Origin of the sequence: Microvirga zambiensis WSM3693 (assembly GCF_016735695.1) — a bacterium.
Classification (GTDB): domain Bacteria; phylum Pseudomonadota; class Alphaproteobacteria; order Rhizobiales; family Beijerinckiaceae; genus Microvirga; species Microvirga zambiensis.
The window spans coordinates 113,235-134,225 of sequence record NZ_JAERQD010000012.1 but is presented as its reverse complement, the minus strand read 5'-3'; the positions used below and the strand labels follow the sequence as shown (position 1 = coordinate 134,225).

The 20,991-nt window shown below is 66.1% G+C and carries 16 protein-coding genes and 1 tRNA gene; 9 read left to right on the top strand and 8 right to left on the bottom strand.

From position 1 onward, the window contains the following. Nucleotides 1-103: 103 nt before the first annotated feature. Both JKL46_RS12030 and JKL46_RS12025 read left to right on the top strand, forming a co-directional pair. Entirely contained in the window at nucleotides 104-1,132 is a 1,029-nt protein-coding gene (locus JKL46_RS12030; RefSeq protein WP_201833079.1) for a sensor histidine kinase, read from the top strand. Next, nucleotides 1,125-1,577 (top strand): response regulator, encoded by a 453-nt coding sequence (locus tag JKL46_RS12025; RefSeq protein ID WP_201833078.1) that lies wholly within the window; start codon nucleotides 1,125-1,127, stop codon nucleotides 1,575-1,577. The genes JKL46_RS12030 and JKL46_RS12025 overlap by 8 nt, the downstream gene beginning before the upstream one ends. Nucleotides 1,578-1,587: 10 nt before the next feature. Here the strand turns inward: JKL46_RS12025 and mutS are convergent, their stop codons facing one another. Continuing rightward, on the bottom strand, nucleotides 1,588-4,296 hold the full coding sequence (mutS, locus tag JKL46_RS12020) for a DNA mismatch repair protein MutS (RefSeq protein WP_201833076.1): 2,709 nt from the start codon (nucleotides 4,294-4,296) through the stop codon (nucleotides 1,588-1,590). A gap of 150 nt (nucleotides 4,297-4,446) precedes the next feature. On the opposite strand from mutS, the gene JKL46_RS12015 reads away from it, so the two are divergent. The 3 genes from JKL46_RS12015 (at nucleotide 4,447) to hrpB (ending at nucleotide 10,097) form a co-directional block, all read left to right on the top strand. Next, on the top strand, nucleotides 4,447-6,738 hold the full coding sequence (locus JKL46_RS12015; protein ID WP_201833074.1) for an NADP-dependent malic enzyme: 2,292 nt from the start codon (nucleotides 4,447-4,449) through the stop codon (nucleotides 6,736-6,738). Between the two features lie 35 nt (nucleotides 6,739-6,773). Then, nucleotides 6,774-7,385, top strand: a complete 612-nt coding sequence (locus JKL46_RS12010) for an HAD family hydrolase (RefSeq protein WP_201833072.1) — start codon at nucleotides 6,774-6,776, stop codon at nucleotides 7,383-7,385. A gap of 246 nt (nucleotides 7,386-7,631) precedes the next feature. Further along, the gene (hrpB, locus tag JKL46_RS12005) at nucleotides 7,632-10,097 is read left to right on the top strand and encodes an ATP-dependent helicase HrpB (protein ID WP_201833070.1); all 2,466 of its coding nucleotides are present in this window, start codon (nucleotides 7,632-7,634) and stop codon (nucleotides 10,095-10,097) included. Nucleotides 10,098-10,246: 149 nt separating this feature from the next. Here the strand turns inward: hrpB and JKL46_RS12000 are convergent, their stop codons facing one another. From JKL46_RS12000 to aroA, 4 genes are all read right to left on the bottom strand, one after another. Next, on the bottom strand, nucleotides 10,247-10,624 hold the full coding sequence (locus tag JKL46_RS12000; protein ID WP_201833069.1) for a methylglyoxal synthase: 378 nt from the start codon (nucleotides 10,622-10,624) through the stop codon (nucleotides 10,247-10,249). Nucleotides 10,625-10,634: 10 nt separating this feature from the next. Then, nucleotides 10,635-11,444 (bottom strand): DUF1194 domain-containing protein, encoded by an 810-nt coding sequence (locus JKL46_RS11995; protein ID WP_201833068.1) that lies wholly within the window; start codon nucleotides 11,442-11,444, stop codon nucleotides 10,635-10,637. Between the two features lie 152 nt (nucleotides 11,445-11,596). Further along, complete coding sequence (cmk, locus tag JKL46_RS11990) at nucleotides 11,597-12,223, bottom strand: (d)CMP kinase (RefSeq protein ID WP_201833067.1); 627 nt, start codon at nucleotides 12,221-12,223, stop codon at nucleotides 11,597-11,599. 7 nt (nucleotides 12,224-12,230) lie between these two features. After that, entirely contained in the window at nucleotides 12,231-13,580 is a 1,350-nt protein-coding gene (aroA, locus tag JKL46_RS11985) for a 3-phosphoshikimate 1-carboxyvinyltransferase (protein ID WP_201833066.1), read from the bottom strand. Nucleotides 13,581-13,766: 186 nt separating this feature from the next. Between aroA and JKL46_RS11980 the strand changes: the two genes are divergently transcribed. From JKL46_RS11980 to JKL46_RS11970, 3 genes are all read left to right on the top strand, one after another. After that, complete coding sequence (locus tag JKL46_RS11980; RefSeq protein WP_201833065.1) at nucleotides 13,767-14,156, top strand: TIGR02300 family protein; 390 nt, start codon at nucleotides 13,767-13,769, stop codon at nucleotides 14,154-14,156. A gap of 80 nt (nucleotides 14,157-14,236) precedes the next feature. Beyond that, nucleotides 14,237-14,312, top strand: a tRNA-Ala gene (locus tag JKL46_RS11975). Nucleotides 14,313-14,508: 196 nt separating this feature from the next. Further along, nucleotides 14,509-16,716, top strand: coding sequence for a malate synthase G (locus JKL46_RS11970; protein ID WP_201833064.1), 2,208 nt, complete (start codon nucleotides 14,509-14,511; stop codon nucleotides 16,714-16,716). Nucleotides 16,717-16,748: 32 nt separating this feature from the next. Here JKL46_RS11970 and JKL46_RS11965 read toward each other — a convergent pair whose 3' ends face one another. Both JKL46_RS11965 and pxpB read right to left on the bottom strand, forming a co-directional pair. Beyond that, nucleotides 16,749-17,774 (bottom strand): 5-oxoprolinase subunit C family protein, encoded by a 1,026-nt coding sequence (locus tag JKL46_RS11965; protein ID WP_201833063.1) that lies wholly within the window; start codon nucleotides 17,772-17,774, stop codon nucleotides 16,749-16,751. Then, nucleotides 17,771-18,493 carry a 5-oxoprolinase subunit PxpB gene (gene pxpB, locus JKL46_RS11960; protein WP_201833062.1) on the bottom strand — a complete coding sequence of 241 codons (723 nt, stop codon included), beginning with the start codon at nucleotides 18,491-18,493 and terminating at the stop codon, nucleotides 17,771-17,773. The genes JKL46_RS11965 and pxpB overlap by 4 nt, the downstream gene beginning before the upstream one ends. Before the next feature lie 222 nt (nucleotides 18,494-18,715). On the opposite strand from pxpB, the gene JKL46_RS11955 reads away from it, so the two are divergent. After that, complete coding sequence (locus JKL46_RS11955; RefSeq protein ID WP_201833061.1) at nucleotides 18,716-19,501, top strand: 3-hydroxybutyrate dehydrogenase; 786 nt, start codon at nucleotides 18,716-18,718, stop codon at nucleotides 19,499-19,501. A 407-nt stretch (nucleotides 19,502-19,908) separates the two neighbouring features. Here the strand turns inward: JKL46_RS11955 and pip are convergent, their stop codons facing one another. Further along, complete coding sequence (gene pip, locus JKL46_RS11950) at nucleotides 19,909-20,853, bottom strand: prolyl aminopeptidase (RefSeq protein ID WP_201833060.1); 945 nt, start codon at nucleotides 20,851-20,853, stop codon at nucleotides 19,909-19,911. Between the last annotated feature and the right edge of the window lie 138 nt (nucleotides 20,854-20,991).

Below are 20,991 nucleotides of genomic sequence, written 5' to 3'. Positions count from 1 at the left end.
CACGGGGCCATTCCATTCTGCTGAGACCACGACACCTGCATCGCCTATAAGATCCTGACGCATTCAGACGATCGCGATGCTGGCTCACACCCATGTTCCGGATATGGGACAGACCCAAGATCCGGATGCCTCCCTCAAGGCTGCCTATCGCCCGCTGCGCGTGCCCGTTCTCATGATCGCCGCTCATGGGCCTGAATATCCCATCGTGTTCGCCAACGCAGCCTTCCTGCGCATGTCCGGCTGCTCCGGCGACGAGGTGCTGGGGCAAAGCTGGCGCTCGATCGTCGGTGAGCATGCGGAGCCGGAGGCCCTGGCTGCCTTGGAGGCGTCCCTGAAAGCGGGTGAGGGACACGATGCCGAGTTCCTGTGCCGTCGCAGCGACGGCGCTTCATTATGGGGATCTCTCTCGGTCAGTCCCGTTCGCAACGAGGCGGGACGCGTTCGCCTCTTCATCGTGACGATGACCGATATCGGCGCGACGAAGCAGCGGGAGCGCCTTCTGGAAGAGCAGCTCGAACAGAAGAAGGTTCTGCTTCAGGAGGTCGAGCACCGGGTCAAGAACAGCCTGCAGATGACCGCCTCCCTCGTGCTCCTGAAGGCGCGCCGCCTTAAAAGCCCGGAGGCGCGCAAGGTGCTGCAGGAGGTGGCCGAGCGCGTCGGCGCCCTCGCGGCCGTCCACCGCCTGCTTCATGGCTCCAGCGATTCCGGCCGGTTCAATATCCGGGACCTTGCGGCCGAACTTGTCGGGGAACTCATCCTGGCGCTGCCCGAGGGCCAGGTCGAGCTCAGTCTTGACGTTCAGCCTATTGCGGTTCCGGCTTCGAAGGCTGCCGCCTTGGCGCTTCTCCTCAACGAGGCGATCGGCAATGCGGTCAAGCATGCCTTCCCGGACGGGCGCCAGGGACGGCTGACCATCACGATCGGTCGGATGGAGAGCGACCTCGCCATTACGGTCGAGGACGACGGCGTCGGTCTCGACCACGCGCCTCCACCGGAAGGAAGCTTCGGGAAAACCCTGATGACAATGTTGGCCCATCAGCTGAAGGGGCGGTTGACTTGGCACGATATGGAGCCAGGTACACGCGCACAGGTCGTGTTGCCCATCGGTGCGGAGGAGACGAGGTTTGAGTAGCGAGAAGCGTTTGCGCATCCTCGTCGTCGAGGATGAAATCCTGATCGCGCTTGAGCTTGAAAGCCTGCTGCAGGATCTCGGCCACGACGTCGTCGGCGTCGCAACCTCCTCCGCCGAGGCGCTCGCCCTCGGCCAGGAGGTCAAACCCGATCTCGCCTTCGTCGACATCCATCTTGCCGACGGTCCGACCGGGGTCGACGTCGCACGCCAGCTGGCGGCACGGCAGGGTGTCACGGTGCTGTTCATGACCGCCAATGCCAAGCGCATCCCGGAGGATTTCGGGGGAGCCTGGGGCGTGATCGCCAAGCCCTATACGGAGCGTGGCGTCCGGGAGGCGCTGAGCTATGTCATGGCCGGAAAGCCGCGCGAGCCGCAGGAGGAGCGCACAGTGACTTTCCTCCCTTTCGGCGTAACGGCGAGGGAAGGTAGTCCTCAGGCCTCTTGATCGTGCCCGATCATCGCTGCGCCTTCAGGCGATAGAGCGCATCGAGCGCCTCGCGGGGCGTCATCTGATCCGGATCGAGCGCATCGAGGGCTTCGCGCAGACCATCGGACTTCGGAGCCGGTGCAGGCTCGCGATGCATGCTGACCGAGAACAGCGGCAGATCGTCGACGAGCGCACGCTTCGGAGCTTCGCGGTCCGATTTCTCCAATTCGCTCAAGATCGTCTTCGCCCGCTCCACCACCGGAACCGGGAGACCGGCGAGCCTCGCCACCTGCAGGCCGTAGGAGCGGTCGGCGGCGCCGGGCACGACTTCGTGCAGGAACACCACCTCGCCGTTCCATTCGGTCACTTTCAGGGTCGCGTTGGAAATCCGCTTCATCCGGTCGGCCAGAGCGGTCAGCTCGTGGAAATGGGTCGCGAACAGGGCGCGGCAGCGATTGGCCTCGTGCAGGTGCTCGATCGCCGCCCAGGCGATGGAGAGGCCGTCGAAAGTGGCGGTGCCGCGGCCGATCTCGTCGAGGATCACCAGCGAGCGGGCGGTCGCCTGGTTGAGGATGGCGGCGGTCTCGACCATCTCGACCATGAAGGTCGAGCGGCCGCGTGCCAGATCGTCGGCCGCGCCGACACGGGAGAAGAGCCGGTCGACGATGCCGATATGGGCTTCTTTCGCCGGAACGTAGGAGCCCATCTGCGCGAGCACCACGATGAGCGCATTCTGGCGCAGATAGGTCGATTTACCGCCCATGTTCGGGCCGGTGATCAAAAGGATATGGCCCGCATCCTTGCCGGAGAGATCCGAGTCGTTGGCGATGAAGGGCACGCCCTCGCGCTTGAGCGCGGCCTCGACGACCGGATGGCGGCCGCCCCTGACGGTGAAGGCGAGGCCCGTGTCGACGACAGGCCGCGTCCAGTCGAGGCGCATGGCGAGATCGGCGAGGGAGGCGGTCACGTCGATGACCGCGATGGCCTCGGCGGCGGCCGCCACATCCGCTGCGAGATCGAGCAGCGCCTGCACCATCTCGTCTAAGAGGGCGAGCTCGATTTTCAGCGCCCGGTCGGCGGCGGAGGCGATCTTCGATTCGAGCTCGCCGAGTTCCATGGTCGAGAAGCGCATGGCGCCTGCCATGGTCTGGCGATGGACGAAGGTGTCCTTCCACGGTTCCTTCAGCAGATCCTCGCCCACATTCTGCGGCACCTCCACGAAATAGCCGATCATGTGGTTGTGCTTGACGCGCAACGTGCGACAGCCGGTGTCGGTGGCATAGCGGGTCTGCAGCGCCGCGATGAAGCGGCGCGAATCCTGCTGCAGCTCACGCAGCTCGTCGAGGTTGGGATCGAAGCCCGCGCGGATGAAGCCGCCATCGCGCTTGAGCAGGGGCAGCTCGTCGGCAAGTGCGGAGGCGAGCCTGTCGGCCACATCCGTGCGCAGGCCTTGCAGGATTTGCGCTGCCTCGCACAGTTCCTTCGGCAGATCGGGCGCGATCGCCAGCTCGAGTCCGAGCTCGCGCGCGGCGAACAGACCGTCGCGAACGCAGGCCAGATCCCTTGGACCGCCGCGTCCGAGGCTCAGGCGGGAGAGGGCGCGGGCGAGATCCGGCGAGCGCTTGAGGATGCGCCGCAGACGGTCGCGCAGATCGTTGCTCTCGACGAGCGTCGAAACCGAATCCTGCCGGTCGCGGATGAGGTCCGGATGGGTGAGGGGACCGGCGAGCCGCTCGGCGAGGAGCCGCGCGCCGCCCGGTGTCACCGTGCAGTCGATGGTGGCGAGCAGGCTGCCGGCGCGCTCGCCGGAGAGCGTCCGGGTCAGTTCAAGGTTGGCGCGGGTCGCGGCATCGATGGCCAGCGCGGCGCCGGCATTGTCCCGCGAGGGCGGGTTAAGCGTCGGGCGGCTGTCGATCTGCGTCTTCTCGATATAGAAGAGCGCGCTGCCGGCCGCCGTGACCTCTGCCGGGCTGAATGACCCGAAGGCGTCGAGCGTCGCGACCCCGAAATAGCCTTTGAGCCGCCGCTCGGCGGAAGCCGGATCGAGCCCCTCGCGGGAGAGCGGCGTGATCGAGGCCCGCGTCTCCTGCCAGAAGGCCCTCAGATCCGGATCGTCGTGGATCACGTCCGGCACCAGGATTTCGCGCGGCTCGAAGCGGGCGATCTCGGCGGGGAGGCCGGTGCCGTCCGTCTCGCTCAAGACGAAATGACCTGTGGATATGTCGACGGCGGCGAGCCCATAGCAGAATTGCGTATCCGAGACGCGGCGGCGGGCGATGGCGAGCAGGTAATTGGCCCGGCCCGGCTCCAGCAGGCGCTCCTCGGTGATCGTGCCCGGGGTGACGAGGCGCACCACGTCGCGGCGCACGACGGATTTGGCACCGCGCTTCTTCGCCTCCGCCGGATCCTCGGTCTGCTCGCAGACGGCGACCCGATGCCCGAGGCCGATGAGGCGCTGGAGATAGTCGTCGGCCCGCTCCACGGGCACGCCGCACATGGGGATGTCCTGCCCCTGGTGTTTCCCGCGCTTGGTCAGCACGATTCCAAGCGCTCGGCTGGCGATTTCCGCATCCTCGAAGAATAATTCGTAGAAATCGCCCATCCGGTAGAACAGCAGGCTGTCCGGATTGGCGGCCTTGATCTCCACGTATTGCGCCATCATGGGCGTCACGCGGGCATCCGGCGCGGCAGAGGACGGGGCGGTCTCGGGGGACTTGTAGGCGGCTTGGGACGGCATCCGCCCTGTGTAGCAAAGCCGGAGAGTCCTTTCATCCTCGTCATAGGGTCCGAAGGACGGATGTGGACAAGTCTTGAGGAGGGCGCCACCTATGCCTTAAGGTCGCATCCCCCTCTGGAAACGCCCCGCATCAAAAAGAAACCATATCCCATGACAGACGATCAGCGCCCGACCCGCCGCAAACGCCCGACCTTCACCGACCAGGAGGCGCTGCAATTCCACGCCCATGGCCGTCCCGGCAAGCTCGAAGTCGTGCCCACCAAGCCCATGGCGACCCAGCGCGACCTGTCGCTGGCCTATTCGCCGGGCGTCGCGGTGCCTGTGCTGGCGATCGCCGAAAACCCGTCCTCGGCCTTCGATTACACCACCCGTTCCAACATGGTGGCGGTGATCTCGAACGGCACGGCGATCCTCGGCCTCGGCAATCTCGGTGCGCTCGCCTCGAAGCCGGTGATGGAGGGCAAGGCGGTTCTCTTCAAGCGCTTCGCCGATGTGGATTCCATCGATCTCGAGGTCGACACGGAGGATGCCGACGCCTTCATCAATTGCGTGCGCTATCTCGGGCCTTCCTTCGGCGGCATCAACCTGGAGGACATCAAGGCGCCGGAATGCTTCATCATCGAGGAACGCCTGCGGGAGTTGATGGACATTCCCGTCTTCCATGACGACCAGCACGGAACCGCGATCATCGCGGCGGCGGGCCTCATCAACGCTCTGCACCTGACCGGCCGCGACATGGCCAAGACCAAGCTCGTGGTGAACGGCGCGGGTGCCGCCGGCATCGCCTGCACCGAGCTTCTGAAAGCCATGGGCTTTGCGCCCAACAACGTGATCCTGTGCGACACCAAGGGCGTGATCTATCAGGGCCGCACCGAGGGCATGAACCAGTGGAAGTCGGCCCATGCCGCCAATACCAGCGCCCGCACGCTGGCGGATGCGCTGAACGGCGCCGACGCGGTGTTCGGCCTCTCGGCGAAGGGCGCCTTCTCGGACGAGATGATCCGCTCCATGGCGCCCAATCCGATCATCTTCGCCATGGCCAATCCCGATCCGGAAATCACACCGGAAGAGGTGGCCCGCATCCGCGACGACGTGATCATCGCCACCGGGCGCTCGGATTATCCGAACCAGGTCAACAACGTTCTCGGCTTCCCCTACATCTTCCGCGGCGCGCTCGACGTGCAGGCGACCACGATCAACATGGAGATGAAGATCGCGGCGGCCCAGGCGCTGGCGGAACTCGCCCGCGAGGACGTGCCCGACGAGGTGGCGGCCGCCTATCAGGGCACCCGTCCGCGCTTCGGGCGCGAATACATCATTCCCGTTCCTTTCGATCCGCGCCTGATCCACACCATTCCGATGGCCGTGGCAAAGGCCGCGATGGATACAAGCGTTGCGCTGCGCCCCATCGTCGACATGCGCTCGTACAAGGCGCAGCTCTCCGCGCGGCGCGATCCCGTTGCCGGCACGCTCAACCGCATCTTCGAGCGCGTGCGCAAGTTCCCGAAGCGCGTCGTCTTCGCCGAGGGCGAGGAGGAGCAGGTGATCCGCGCCGCCCTGTCTTTCGTCAATCAGGGCCTCGGCAAGGCGATCCTCGTGGGACGAGAGGACCGCATCCAGGAGACGGCGGCTCAGGCGGGTATCGAGCTCGAAGGCCGCGAAGGCATCGAGATCCACAATGCGCGCCTGTCCCAGCGCAACGCGACCTATGCGCAGTTCCTCTACGAACGCCTGCAGCGTCGCGGCTACCTGTTCCGCGACTGCCAGCGCATGATCAACCAGGACCGCAATCATTTCGGTGCCTCCATGGTGGCGCTCGGCGATGCGGACGCCATGGTCACCGGCGCCACGCGCAACTACTCGACGGCTCTCGCCGACGTGCGCCACGTGATCGATGCCAAGCCCGGACACCGCGTCATCGGCGTGTCGCTGTGCCTTGCCCGCGGCCGCACGGTGCTCGTGGCGGATACGGCGATCCACGAGATGCCCAGCGCGCAGGAACTCGCGGAGATCGCCATCGAATCCGCCGGCGTCGCGCGCCGCCTCGGCTATGAGCCGCGCGTGGCGCTTCTGTCCTTCTCCACCTTCGGCCATCCGAAGGCCGAGCGCGCGGAGAAGATCCAGGAGGCGGTCGAGATCCTCGACGAGATGCGCGTCGATTTCGAATATGACGGCGAGATGTCGGCCGATGTGGCGCTCAACCGGGACGTGATGGCGCAATATCCGTTCTGCCGCCTCAAAGGACCGGCGAACGTGCTCGTCATGCCGGCTTTCCACTCGGCCTCGATCTCCACCAAGATGCTGCAGGAACTCGGCGGCGCGATGGTGCTCGGTCCGCTCGTGGTCGGCCTCGACAAGCCGGTGCAGATCGTCTCCCTCGGCGCCACCGACGCCGACATCGTCAACATGGCGGCGCTCGCCGCCTACAATATCGGCGGGTGACGGCTGCAGCCGGCAACGAAGAAAGTGTATCGATCATGAGTCAACCAACGACCGTCGTGTTCGACGTCGGAAACGTCCTGCTGCGCTGGGACCCGCGCAATCTCTATCGCCGCATCTTCGACGACGAGGCGCAGATGGAGTGGTTCCTCGGCAACGTCTGCACGCCCGACTGGAATCTCGAGCAGGATCGCGGCCGCGACTGGGACGAGGCCGTCGCCCTGCTCGTCAAGGATCATCCGACGCACGAGCCGAAGATCCGCGCCTTCCACGAGCGCTGGGACGAGACCGTCTCCGGAGTGTTCGAGGACCATGTGGCCCTGCTGGCCCGCCTGCGGGAGGCGGGCGTGCCGAACTATTGCATCACGAATTTCTCCAGCCCGAAATTCGCCCTGTCGCAGGAGCGCTATCCCTTCCTGACCGGCTTCGACGGCATCATCGTCTCCGGCGACGAGCGCCTCCTGAAGCCCGATCCGGCCATCTACCGCCTTCTCCTCGACCGCTACGGCCTCGAGGCCAAGGATTGCGTGTTCATCGACGATTCCAAGGCCAATGTTGAAGGCGCCCACAGCGTCGGCATGCATGCGATCCACTGCGTCGAGGGGATCGATCTGGCGGGGGAGCTGCGGGGATACGGGTTTCCGGTATAGCTACACCAAACGTCATCCCCGGGCTTGTCCCGGGGACCCACGTCTTCAACCGCTGCAAAGGCGTGGGTGGCCGGACCAAGTCCGGCCATGACGGCGGAGGGTGTCATCCCCGGCGGCCTTAAGGCCGGGAAGGGGATCCACTCACAGGCGCGCCACGATGGATTCCCTTCCCCTTCGCTGACGCTCCGGCCGGGAATGACAAGTGAGCACACTTGCCCTGCCGGCCCGCTTGCGCCATCACGCGGCATGCGTGCCTTCGACAGCCCCCTCCCCATCGATGCCGTCCTCGACGACCTGACGGCGAGCCTGCGTGCGCAGCCGAATGCGGTGCTCGTGGCGCCGCCCGGCGCCGGCAAGACCACGCGGGTGCCGCTGGTCCTGCTCGACGAGCCCTGGGCGGAAGGGGCCAAGATCATCGTGCTGGAGCCCCGGCGGCTGGCAGCCCGCGCCGCAGCGGCGCGCATGGCGCAGACCCTGGGCGAGGCGGTTGGCGAGACGGTCGGCCTGCGGGTGCGCCTCGGCTCCAAGATCAGCCGCAAGACCCGCATCGAGGTCGTGACCGAGGGCGTCTTCGCCCGCATGATCCTCGACGATCCGTCGCTCGAGGGCGTCGCCGCAGTGCTCTTCGACGAGTTCCACGAGCGCTCCCTCGATGCCGATCTCGGCCTTGCCCTCGCCCTCGATGCGCAAGGCGGCCTGCGCGAGGATCTGCGCCTCCTCGTCATGTCCGCGACCCTCGACGGCGCGCGGGTCGCGAGGCTGCTCGGCGAGGCGCCCGTGATCGAATCCGAAGGCCGCGCCTATCCGGTCGAGACGCGTTATGTGGGGCGCGATCCCAACCGGCGCATCGACGAGCAGGTGGCGGATGCGGTCACGCGAGCGCTGAGAGCGGAAGGCGGCTCCATGCTGGTGTTCCTGCCGGGGCAGGTAGAGATCCGCCGGGTCGAGACGCTTTTGCGCGAGCGCATCGCCGATGCGACCGTCGACATCGCGCCGCTCTATGGTGCACTGGAGCGCGGCGAGCAGGATCTTGCCGTGAGCCCGGCGAAGCCCGGGCGGCGCAAGGTGGTGCTCGCCACCTCCATCGCCGAGACCTCGCTCACCATCGAGGGCGTGCGCGTCGTCATCGATTCCGGCCTCTCCCGCGTGCCGGTCTTCGAGCCCAATATCGGCCTCACGCGGCTCGAGACGGTGCGCGTCTCGCGCGCTGCCGCCGATCAGCGCCGGGGACGTGCCGGGCGCACGGAGCCGGGCGTTTGCTACCGGCTCTGGGAGGAGGCCGCGACCGGCGCACTCGAACCCTTCGCCCGCCCGGAAATTCTCTCCGCCGACCTCGCACCCCTCCTGCTCGATTGCGCCGCGTGGGGCGTCGGCGATCCGACCTCGCTCGCCTTCCTCGATCCGCCGCCGGCACCTGCCCTGAAGGAGGCGAGAGCGCTGCTGCAGCAGCTCGGCGGGCTCGACGATGGGGGGCGCATCACGGATCGGGGACGCCGCCTGCGCGACTTGCCGCTGCCGCCGCGGCTCGCGCGGATGGTGCTGCAGGCCGGCGAGAGCGGGCAGGCCCGCGACGCGGCGGATGTGGCCGCCGTTCTCGTCGAGCGCGGTCTCGGCGGCGATACGGTGGATCTCGCCGACCGGGTCGAGCGCTTCCGCCGCGATCGGTCGGGCAGGGCACAGGACATGCGGCGCATGGCGGAGGGCTGGGCCAGGGGCAGCAACGGTTTGTCGAAGGGCGAGCCGCGCTCCGTTGGCGCGCTGCTGACACTCGCCTATCCCGACCGCCTCGCCAAGGCGCGCGGCAAGACGGGCGACTATCTCATGGCCAACGGGCGCGGCGCCTCGCTCGAAGCGCATGAACGACTGGCGAAGGAGCCTTATCTGGCCATCGCCGAAATCGCGGGCGGCGCGGCGTCTGCGCGCATTCTGGCCGCCGCCGCCATCTCAGCCGAAGAGATCGAGGCGCTGTTCGCCGAAGTCATCGAACAGCGCGACGAAATCGCCTTCGACCGGCAGGCGCGGGCCTTAAGAGCCCGCGGTGTCAGGCGCCTCGGAGCGCTCGCCCTGAACGAACGCCCGCTGAAAGTGCCAGCAACAGAGGAGGCGGCGCAGGCGCTTGCCGAAGGTCTCGTCTCGCTGGGGCTCGAAGCCCTGCCAGGGTCGAAGGCCTTGGCGCAGTGGCGCGAGCGCGTGATGTTTCTGCGCCAGGCCGAGGGCGAGGAATGGCCGGACCTGTCGGATGAAGCCTTGAACCGGACGGCCGGCGAGTGGCTGGCGCCGCATCTCGTCGGAAAGAGCGGGTTGAACGACATCGGCCCTGATCTGTTGAGCGAGGCGCTGCGCGGCCTTCTGCCCTGGAACCTGCAGCGCCGGCTCGATGCGGAGGCGCCGACCCATGTCGAAGTGCCGACCGGATCGCAGATCCCGGTCGATTACGGCGCGGAGGAAGGGCCCGTCCTCGCCGTGCGGGTGCAGGAGCTCTTCGGGCTCGACAAGCACCCGACCATCGCCGCCGGACGCGTACCCCTGATCCTGCATCTGCTTTCGCCGGCGCAGCGCCCGATCCAGATCACCCGCGACCTGCCGGGCTTCTGGCGCGGTTCCTGGGCGGCGGTGCGGGCGGATATGCGCGGGCAATATCCCAAGCACCCCTGGCCCGAGGACCCGCTGACCGCCCCGCCGACGCGGCGCGCGAAGCCGCGTGGGACGTGAGAGGCAAACGATAAAACACAGCCTGATCCCGAGCAGCGAGCTTGCTCGCGTCTCGAAGGGCGAGGCGTCTCCAGCGCGCTCTGGATCCTCCTTCGAGACGGTCGCTTTGCGACCTCCTCAGGATGAGGTTGAAGGTGAAGTTGGGGGCGCTACTCCCGAAACGACTCGATCAGCCTTTCCGCCGTCGCGGGATTGAGCGCCATATGGATGTTGTAGACGAGGGCGAGGCGCATCAGCGCCTTCACGTCGACGTCGTGCGGATGCGGCGAGAGCGGGTCGACGAAGAAGAACAGGGCGTCGATCTTGCCCTCCGCGATCATCGCGCCGATCTGCTGATCGCCGCCGAGCGGGCCGCTTTTCAGGCGCGTCACGGAGAGCGAGGGGCAGCGTTCCATCACCCGTCCGCCGGTTGTGCCAGTGGCGAAGAGCGTGAAGGGGCGCAGGTCGTTTTCATACCTCGCCGCGAAAGCGGCCATGTCGTCCTTCTTGGCGTCGTGGGCCACGAGCGCCAACGTCATCTGCTTCATCGAAAAAAGCTCAATTGCTCCAGCGGTCACGCCACTGCATTTCGCCGGCCATGCAGTTGGTGCGCGGAGGGGATTGGATTCTGCGGATCAGCGGCTGCGCGGGCATCAGGTTGGCAACTTCGAGCAGGATCTTGGTCTTGATGGCCTCGATGAACTGATCGCGTTCCCGAACCGGAACGGTGAACGAGCCTTGGCCGCCTATCACGCATTCCTTGTAATAGATGTCGAGGTCCGGGATGTCGAGATAGCCAGGCTGGCGCAGCATGATCGGCAGCCCGTTGATGGTGATGCCCTTCGCGATCGCGGCATCGCGGGCTTCGATCACGAGCCTGCCTTGGTTGTTGGGGCCGTCTCCCGATACGTCGATCACCCGCCGGGTCGCGCTGACGCCGCTCTCATCCAGGAGTTTCACGCTGAAATCGATGGCGCTGGAAATCGAGGTCCGCTGTGCGCGGCGCAAGGGGGTCGAGGAGATCTTGTCCGCGAAGGCCATCAGGCTTTCGGAATTGTCGAGGACGGTCCAGGGGACGATCACCTTCTGGTCGGGTGATCCGGCCCATTCCATGTAGGTCACGGCGATCTTTCCCAGCATGCCGCCGCGGATGGCGTCGTGGACCAGCTTGGAGCGGAAGGCCTGCGCGAAACCCTCCCGCTGAAGGGCCTGCTCGTCCGTGTCCATGGAAAAGGAGATGTCGACGGCCAGGACAAGGGCGAGATCGACCTCCGTCTCGACCGGGGCCTGGGCATAGGCCGGTACGACCATCAGCGCCCACAGACAGGCCAGTCCTGCGGCAAAACGAATGAAGCCGGAACGAACCATCGGAATCTCCTTGGCGGGAGCCGGATTGGTCTTCGAAGTGTGCCAGCTTCTGAAACTAGAGCATCGGACCCAAAAGTGGAATCGACTTTTGGGATCGCCTCCGATGCCCCAATTTCTCGGGTTCTGCACCGTTCGGCGCGAACCCTCAGGACTTAGGGGCGCCTGCTCTCCACAAGATCGACCGCGGCGCGGAAGGCGCCGTCGGCGTCCAGGTGCGTGGTGTCGAGGGTGATAGCGTCAGCGGCGGCTTTCAGAGGGGCCGTGCTCCGGTTCATGTCTCGTTCGTCGCGGCGGCGGATATCCACGAGGATGGTCTCGTATTCCGGCCGCTCGCCCCGGCTCAGCAGCTCCCGATGCCGGCGCCGGGCCCGCTCCTCGGGGGCTGCGGTGATGAAGAGCTTCACTTCCGCGTCAGGGCAGACCACCGTCCCGATATCCCGTCCGTCGAGAACGGCACCCGGCTCCTGTGCGGCGAACTGGCGCTGAAAGGCGAGAAGCGCGTCCCGGACGGGCTGATAGGCCGAGACCACCGATGCGGCCTCGCCCATGGCGGCACCCCGGAGGCGCGAATCGTCCTCCAGGTGGCTGACGTCGAGATTCCGCGCCACTTCAGCCGCGACGTCCCGGTCGGTGAGCGGGACGTCCCGGTCCATGAGCACGCGGGCAACGGCCCGGTAAAGCAGGCCGGTATCGAGATGGGCGAAGCCGTAATGCTCGGCGAGGCGCTTGCCCAGGGTCCCCTTGCCCGAGGCGGCGGGGCCGTCGATGGCGATGATCATGTCAGGCTCAATCCTGGATCGCGGCGCCGAGCTCGCGCATGAGCGGAATGAAGGAGGGGAAGCTCGTCACGATCATGGCGCCGTCGTCGACCGTCATCGGCTCGGCCGTGGCCAGGCCCATGACCAGGAACGCCATGGCGATGCGGTGGTCGAGATGGGTCGCCACTGGCCTGCCGCCTCCGCGGACCTTGCCGTTCGAGCCATGCACGAGAAGGTCGTCGCCTTCGATCTCGTGCTCGACGCCTGCTTCCGCGAGACCCGCCGCGACGGCGGCGAGGCGGTCGGATTCCTTGACGCGCAGCTCATGCAGGCCCTGCATCCGGGTCGTGCCTTGAGCGAAGGAGGCCGCAACCGCCAGGATCGGATACTCGTCGATCATGGAGGGTGCCCGGGCATGGGGAACCGTGACGCCGGAGAGCCTGCTGTGGCGGACGCGCAGGTCCGCGACCGTCTCGCCGCCCTCGTCCCGTTCGTTGAGGCGCTCGATGGAAGCGCCCATCTCGATCAGCGTGGTGATCAGGCCCGTGCGCAGAGGGTTCATCATCACGCCCTCGATCACCACGTCCGAGCCGGGGGTGATCAGGGCCGCCACCAGCGGGAAGGCGGCGGAGGAGGGGTCGGTCGGCACGACGATATCGGTGCCGCGCAGCTCCGGCTGGCCCTGCAGGGTGATGGCACGGCCATCGGCGCCGTGGGGGGCGACGTCGACGCTGGCGCCGAAATGGCGCAGCATCCGCTCCGTATGGTCTCGGGTCGCCTCGCGCTCGATCACGGTGGTCTTGCCCGGCGAGTTGAGGCCGGCGAGCAGGACCGCCGACTTGATCTGGGCCGAGGCGGCCGGCGTCTCGTAGGTGATCGGGAGCGTCTCTTTCGGGCCGCGCAGGGTCAGCGGCACCCGGCCGCCCTCGGCCTCGCTGATCACGATCACGCCCATTTGGACGAGCGGGTCGAGGATCCGGCGCATGGGGCGCTTGCGCAAGGAAGCGTCGCCGTCGAAGGTCGAGGTGATCGGATGGCTGCCGGCGACGCCCATCATGAGGCGCGAGCCGGTGCCCGCATTGCCGAAATCGAGAATGTCCTTGGGCTCGCTTAGGCCGCCGATGCCCACACCGGCGATGCGCCAGCGGCCGGGGGCCTCGCGGGTGATGGTGGCGCCGAGCGCCCGGCAGGCCTCGGCCGTGCGCAGCACGTCGTCGCCCTCCAGCAGGCCCTCGACCCGGGTTTCGCCGATGGAGAGCAGCCCGAAGATCATGGAACGGTGGGAGATCGACTTGTCGCCCGGAACGCGGATGCGCCCCTTCAGGGCTGTTCCAGACCTGCTGGAGACCGGGGACGGAGTTCCGTGCGCGTGCGACATTTCGGGGTTCCTTGCTCGGGTTCCTTGGCGGCTTCTTGTCCGGGCGCGCTCCTAACACGCGCTTTTACCGCCGTCACGCGCAAGCTGGCAGGGGGGCGAACCTCTCTTGCAATTTCCTATTTGACAAGGCATGCCCTCACGACTAACGGAGCCTTCCCAACCATTCACTTCCAAAGGCAATCACCCGTGGCCAAACCGGAACTCGGCTTGAAGCGCCAGTGCATGAGCTGCGGCGCAAAATTCTACGATCTCAACAAGGACCCGGCGGTCTGCCCGAAATGCGGCACCGTCTTCCAGGCCGTGGCCATGAGCCGCGTCGCAGCGCCTGTGGCTGCCCGCGCAGCCGCCGCCTCCACCGACGACGACGAGACCGATCTCGAATCGACCGGGCCGGAGATGGTGTCTCTCGACGAGGTCGAGGCCGGTGAGAACGAGAAGGATGTTCCGACCGACGACGATATCGACGTGGGCGACGACGTGGCCGATGACGACACCTTCCTCGAGGACGAGGAAGAAGGCGATGACGACGTGTCGGATCTGATCGACAGCGATCTGGAAGACGACGAAGAGGCTTGAACCTCGCAAAAGAGGCGACTATAGAGACGCCTCTGCTTCGGCAGAAACCACCGCGGTGCCCCAAACACCGCGGCGCGAATGGGGCCATAGCTCAGCTGGGAGAGCGCTTGCATGGCATGCAAGAGGTCGGCGGTTCGATCCCGCCTGGCTCCACCAAATCCCGCAAAAACAGCCGCCGCTTCAGGCGGCTTTTTTGTTGCCCGAGCCTGCCCGGGAAACGCGACATTGTTCTTAATCGCAGGGGCTTGGCCGGTCCTTCGCCCATTTTCTCCTGGAAAGCCGGCCGATCTTCATTTTTAGTCGCAGCGCCTTAAGCTAAGGCAAAGCCCTATAGCCACCGAAAGCGGGAACGATGACGCGCGTCCAGACGAACGGCCTCCAGGTTGCACCGGTTCTTCACGATTTCATCGAGCGGGAGGCGATCGCCGGCGCGGGGGTATCGAGCGCGGCCTTCTGGGAGGGGCTGGCCGGGCTGGTGAAGGATTTCGCCCCGCGCGACCGCGAGCTGCTTGCCGTTCGCGACAAGATCCAGGCTCAGATCGATGAATATCACCGCAGCCGGAAGGGCCAGGCCTTCGACCAGCCTGGATACGAGCAGTTCCTGCGCGAGATCGGCTACGTGCTGCCCGAGCCGGAGGATTTTGCGATCCAGACGCAGCATGTGGACGACGAGATCGCCCGCATCGCCGGTCCGCAGCTCGTGGTGCCGGTATCGAATGCCCGCTATGCGCTGAACGCCGCCAATGCCCGCTGGGGCAGCCTCTATGATGCCCTCTACGGCACCGACGCCATCCCCGAGGAGGACGGCGCCACCCGCTCGGGCGGCTACAACAAGGCCCGCGGGGCCAAGGTGGTCGAGCATGCCCGCGCCGTGCTCGACGAGGCCGCGCCGCTCGCGGGCGGCAGCCACGACGATGCGACGTCTTACGCCGTCCAGGGCGGCACGCTCGTCGTCACGCTTCGCGACGGCACCGAGACCGGCCTTACCGATCCGGCGCGCTTCGTCGGCTATCAGGGCGATGCGGCAAATCCGTCCTCCGTGCTGCTGCGCCACAACAACCTGCATCTCGACATCCGCATCGACCGCTCGCACCCGATCGGCGCCGAGGATCTCGCCGGCATCGCCGATCTGGTGCTGGAATCGGCCGTCTCGACCATCATGGACCTGGAGGATTCCGTCGCGGCGGTGGATGCCGAGGACAAGGTCCAGATCTACCGCACCTGGCTCGGGCTCATGAAGGGCGATCTGACCGAGAGCTTCGAGAAGGGCGGCAGGACCGTCGAGCGCCGCCTCAACCCTGACCGGGTCTACACCATGCCGAACGGCGGCGAGCTGCGGCTTCACGGACGCAGCCTCATGCTGGTGCGCAATGTGGGCCACCACATGTTCACCGACGCGGTGCTCGACGAAGGAGGCAAGGAGATCCCCGAGACCATTCTCGACGCCGCCATCACCTCGCTGATCGCCATCCACGACCTCAAGGGCCAGGGCCCGCTGCGCAACAGCCGCGCCGGCTCGGTCTATATCGTCAAACCGAAGATGCACGGGCCTGACGAGGTCGCCTTCGCCAACGATCTCTTCGGCGCCGTCGAGGACATGCTGGGTCTTGCCCGCAACACGCTGAAGATGGGCATCATGGACGAGGAGCGGCGCACCTCGGTCAATCTCAGGGCCTGCATCCGCGCGGCCTCCGAGCGCATCGTGTTCATCAACACGGGCTTTCTCGACCGCACCGGCGACGAGATCCATACCTCGATGGAAGCCGGCCCCATGGTGCGCAAGAACGACATGCGCTCGACCGCATGGATCAAGGCCTACGAGGACAACAACGTGGATGCGGGCCTTGCCTGCGGCCTGCCCGGCAAGGCGCAGATCGGCAAGGGCATGTGGGCGGCACCCGACAGGATGGCGGACATGCTGGCCCAAAAGGTCGGGCATCCGCAATCCGGCGCCAACACCGCCTGGGTGCCGTCGCCCACCGCCGCGACGCTGCATGCGCTGCACTACCATCAGGTCAACGTGCCGGCCCGCCAGGAGGAGCTGAAGGAGCGTCCGCGGGCGAAGCTCTCCGACATCCTGACCATTCCGGTGTCGCAGTCGAACTGGGCGCCGGATGCGGTGCAGCAGGAGCTCGACAACAACTGCCAGGGCATTCTCGGCTACGTGGTGCGCTGGGTCGACCAGGGCGTCGGCTGCTCCAAGGTGCCGGACATCCACGATGTCGGCCTGATGGAAGACCGCGCCACCTTGCGCATTTCAAGCCAGCATCTCGCCAACTGGCTGCACCACGGCATCGTCTCCGACGATCAGGTGATGCAGACCCTGCGCCGGATGGCGGAGGTCGTGGATCGGCAGAACGCGGGTGATTCGCTCTATCGTCCGATGGCGCCGAAATTCGAGGGCCCGGCCTGGGCTGCGGCCTGCGACCTGATCTTCAAGGGCGCAGAACAGCCCAACGGCTACACCGAATGGGTGCTGCATGCGCGTCGCCGCGAGGCGAAGGCTGCGGGAGCACCGGACCGCGCCGAAGACAGCGGCGTCAAGACGAAGAAGAGATAGCAAAGGAGGGCGCCGCCGCCGCGGCGCCTTTTTCATTCGTGCGGCGCGGAAGCAAGCGCATCGACGGTACCGCCGATCAGGTTGCGGCTCAAAAGATGCTCGGTCGTGAGGTTGAAGCGGACCGGCGTCAGTTGTGAGGGCAGGGCGGCGAGCCAATCCTTGAGACCGCGTGCCGCCGCCAGGGCCTCCGCCCGCTCCACCGCCCTGAAGCGCAGGGTCGTGCCCGGACGCAGCTGCGCGAAGCGGCCGAGGTCGGCGCTGATCACGGTTGCGATCTTCGGATATCCGCCAGCCGTCTGCCGGTCGCGCATGAGCACGATGGGCTGACCGCTGCCCGGCACCTGGATATGGCCGTCGACGATCCCGTCGGAGACGATGTTGAAGCCCTTGGCATGTTCAAGCCGCGGCCCGGTGAGCTGGAAGCCCATCCGATCCGCCTGCGGGCTCACGGTAAAATCACTTTCCAGGAACAAGCAAATAGTTTCCGATGGAAAGTAATCGTCCTGCGGCCCCAGCATGACGCGGATTGCACCGCCATCCTCCGGCGGCTGCACGACAAGCTGCATCGGCTCGCGCTCGTCGCCCGAGCCTCGGCACGGCAGGCGGTCACCCGCTTTCAGGGCGGCGCCGTTGAGGCCGCCGAGACGCGAGCGCAGATGGAAGGAGAGGCTTCCCAGCTGCGGCTCGACCGCGAAGCCGCCGTCAATGGCGAGATAGGCGAAGGTGCCTGTCCTCGGATGGCCGATATCGAGGACCTGTCCCTCCTTGAGAATCGCGGAGGTCTGGGGCGGCACCGGAGTTCCGTCGATGCTCATGGCAGCCCCCGCGCCGACGAGCGCAACGTGAAGATCGCCACCCTCGCAGGTAAACGAGCCGCCGAGATTCATGAACTCGATGGCCGCCGTCTCGGGCGCATTGCCGACGAGCACATTGGCCATGGCGAGCGCCCGCCGATCCATGGCGCCGGAAGGGGAAACCCCAAAACCCTGGAAGCCGAGGCGGCCGCGATCCTGCAGGGTGGTCATCGGCCCGCAGGACTTTACCAGAAGATCCGTCATGGACGCATCTCCTCGGCCACCGGCTCGCCGGCGCGTGCGGCCTTCTCCAGCGCCTCCCAGCGCGAGGCGTCGACGGGCTCGAAGACGATCTCGTCGCCGGCCGCGAAGAGGAAGACCGGATCGCGTTCGGGCGCATAGGGCCGAACGGGCGTCAGGCCGAGATTGTGCCAGCCGCTCGGCATGTCCATGGGCGCGATGCCGGCCTGTTCCCCGCCGATCATGATCGTCCCGGCCGGGATCTTTGCGCGGGGCTGGACCCGGCGGGATGTCGCGATCCGCTTGTCGAGGCCGCCGAGATAGGTGAAGCCCGGCAGGAAGCCGATCATGTAGATGCGGTAGATCGCTGACGAATGGATCTCGATCAGCTGGTTCGGCGTCATCCCGTGGGTCTGTGCCACCTCATCGAGATCGCTTCCGAAATCGCCGCCATAGACCACCGGCACGCGCCAGCGCCTTCCGACGGCGTTGCGCGGCGCCAGATCCTTCGTCTCCTCGGTCACGAGTCGGATCAGGGCGTCGTAATCGGTTGTCACCGGATCGAACTGGACGGTCAGCGAGCGATAGGTGGGAACCGTCTCGAGCAGGCCCTCCGGTGCGCGGGCCCGGATGATGTCGTCGAGCGCGAGCACCATGCCGTTGACGTCCGGATCGATCCGGTCGCCGAACTCGATGGTCACGGCGCTGTCGCCGCAGGGAAGGATCTTCGGTGTCGGCACCATGCACCTGTTGGCGTTCTTGAAACAGCCTCAAACCCCAAATCTCATATTGCCGGAGATCGGGCAACGGGGAGGGCCGCATTGCGCCATGCACGGCAAGCAGGTGAGGGCGGAGGATGGCGGCCCTCCATTCCTAGTCCTTTTTGATAGGCTCACCCTCGCGGCGCCCTTCGTGCTATGGCAGCGTGGGAGGGGGCCTGAGGCCAGGCTTTAGGGGATCAGATCATGACTTTGAAATCCAAGACGGCCGTCGTGACCGGCTCGACCAGCGGCATCGGCCATGCCATTGCCCTTGCTTTTGCAAAGGAAGGGGCCAACGTCGTCCTCAACGGCTTCGGCGATGCGGGCGAGATCGAGAAGATCCGTGCCGGCATCGAGAGCGAATACGGCGTGAAGGCGATCTACTCGCCGGCCGACATGACCAAGCCGGATGAGATCGAGGCGATGGTGCGCCTCGGCGAGACGACTTTCGGCAGCGTCGATATCCTCGTCAACAATGCAGGCATCCAGTTCGTTGCGCCGATCGAGGACTTCCCGGTCGAGAAGTGGAACCAGATCATCGCCATCAACCTCTCATCCGCGTTTCATGCGACCCGCGCCGCGGTGTCGGGCATGAAGGCGCGCAAGTGGGGCCGCATCATCAACACGGCCTCAGCCCATTCCCTCGTCGCATCGCCCTTCAAGTCGGCCTATGTGGCTGCCAAGCACGGCATCGCCGGCCTGACCAAGACCGTGGCGCTCGAAGTGGCGACGCACGGCGTCACGGTGAACTGCATCAGCCCGGGCTATGTCTGGACGCCTCTCGTCGAGAAGCAGATTCCCGACACCATGAAGGCGCGCAACATGACCCGCGAGCAGGTGATGCACGACGTGCTTCTGGAGGCCCAGCCCACCAAGCAGTTCGTGACCGTCGATCAGGTGGCGGCGCTTGCGGTGTTTCTCTGCACGGATGCGGCGAGCCAGATCACGGGCGCCAACCTGTCGATGGATGGCGGCTGGACGGCGGAGTAGTTTTTGCAGGCGTCATCCCGGACGAAGCGCAGCGGAGATCCGGTATCGGTTGACGAGTGTGCTGCGGGTCCCCTCCCTCCTTGTGGGGGAGGGCTAGGGAGGGGGGGGTGAGCGCCATGCTGGTTCCAGTCTTGCGCAGCACCCCCCTCTCCAACTCTCCCCCACAAGGGGGGAGAGGGCTGGTCGCGCTCCGCCTTCAAGCGTACTGGATCGGCTCGCGCCTCTGTGATGACACCCTCTCACGTCATCACCTCCCCGGACTTGATCCGGGGATCAGTGCCGGTGATCCCGATTGGAAAAGCGCTGCGCCTCACTGCATCGAGATGGCCGGGACAAGCCCGGCCATGACGTGGTGAGTTCTGGCAGCGATACTGGGAGTGTGAGCCGATCCTGGATGACGAACAACCTCACCCTCTCACGAAAAAATCCGTCGCCTCGATGAGCTGGTGCGTGATGCCGGGTTCGCTCACAGCGTGGCCGGCATCCGGCACCATGATGAACTTCGCCTCGGGCCAGGCCCTGTGCAGTTCCCAGGCGGTCTTCGGCGGGGTGGCGATGTCGTAGCGGCCCTGGATGATCACGCCGGGAATGTCTTTGAGGCGATGGGCGTTGCGGATGAGCTGCCCTTCCTCGAACCAGCCCTCGTTGACGAAATAATGGTTCTCGATGCGAGCGAAGGCGATGGCATAATGCTCGTCGCCGAACTGGTCGCTGTATTCCTGATTGTGCAGCAGCGTGATCGTCTCGCCCTCCCACAGGCTCCAGGCCCGCGCCGCTTTCGCCCGCACAGCCGGGTCGGGATCGATCAGACGCTTGCGGTAGGCCGCCATGAGGTCGCCGCGCTCGTCTTCCGGGATCGGGGCGAGGAAACCCTCCCATTTGTCGGGGAAGATCCAGGAGGCGCCCTCCTGGTAGTACCAGAGCAGCTCAGAACGACGTAACGTGAAGATGCCGCGCAGCACGAGCTCGGTCACGCGCTCCGGATGCTCTTGCGCATAGGCTAGCGCCAGGGTCGAGCCCCAGGAGCCGCCGAACACCATCCACTTGTCCACACCGATCATTTCGCGAAGGCGCTCGATATCGGCCACGAGATGCCAGGTGGTGTTGGCGTCCAGACTCGCATAGGGCCGGGAACGGCCGCAGCCGCGCTGATCGAAGAGCAGGATGCGGTATTTTTTCGGATCGAACAGCCGGCGCTGAGTCGGCGTGCAGCCGCCGCCCGGGCCGCCGTGAAGGAAAACCACGGGTTTGCCGGCCGGGTTGCCGCACAATTCCCAATAGACATGATGCCCGTCCCCGACATCGAGCATGCCGTGATCGTAGGGTTCTATTTCGGGGTAGAAGGTACGCATGAAAAGGCTCGGCTCCGGGAAGGGAGCCTATCCATAACGGGGCGGGGAGGTCCTGTCAGCCGTTACGTCATTCGTGAGCCGGCTCCGAATCCTCTGGCGCGTCGTGCAAGTGTCATATAATTTTGCAACTGGGGAACA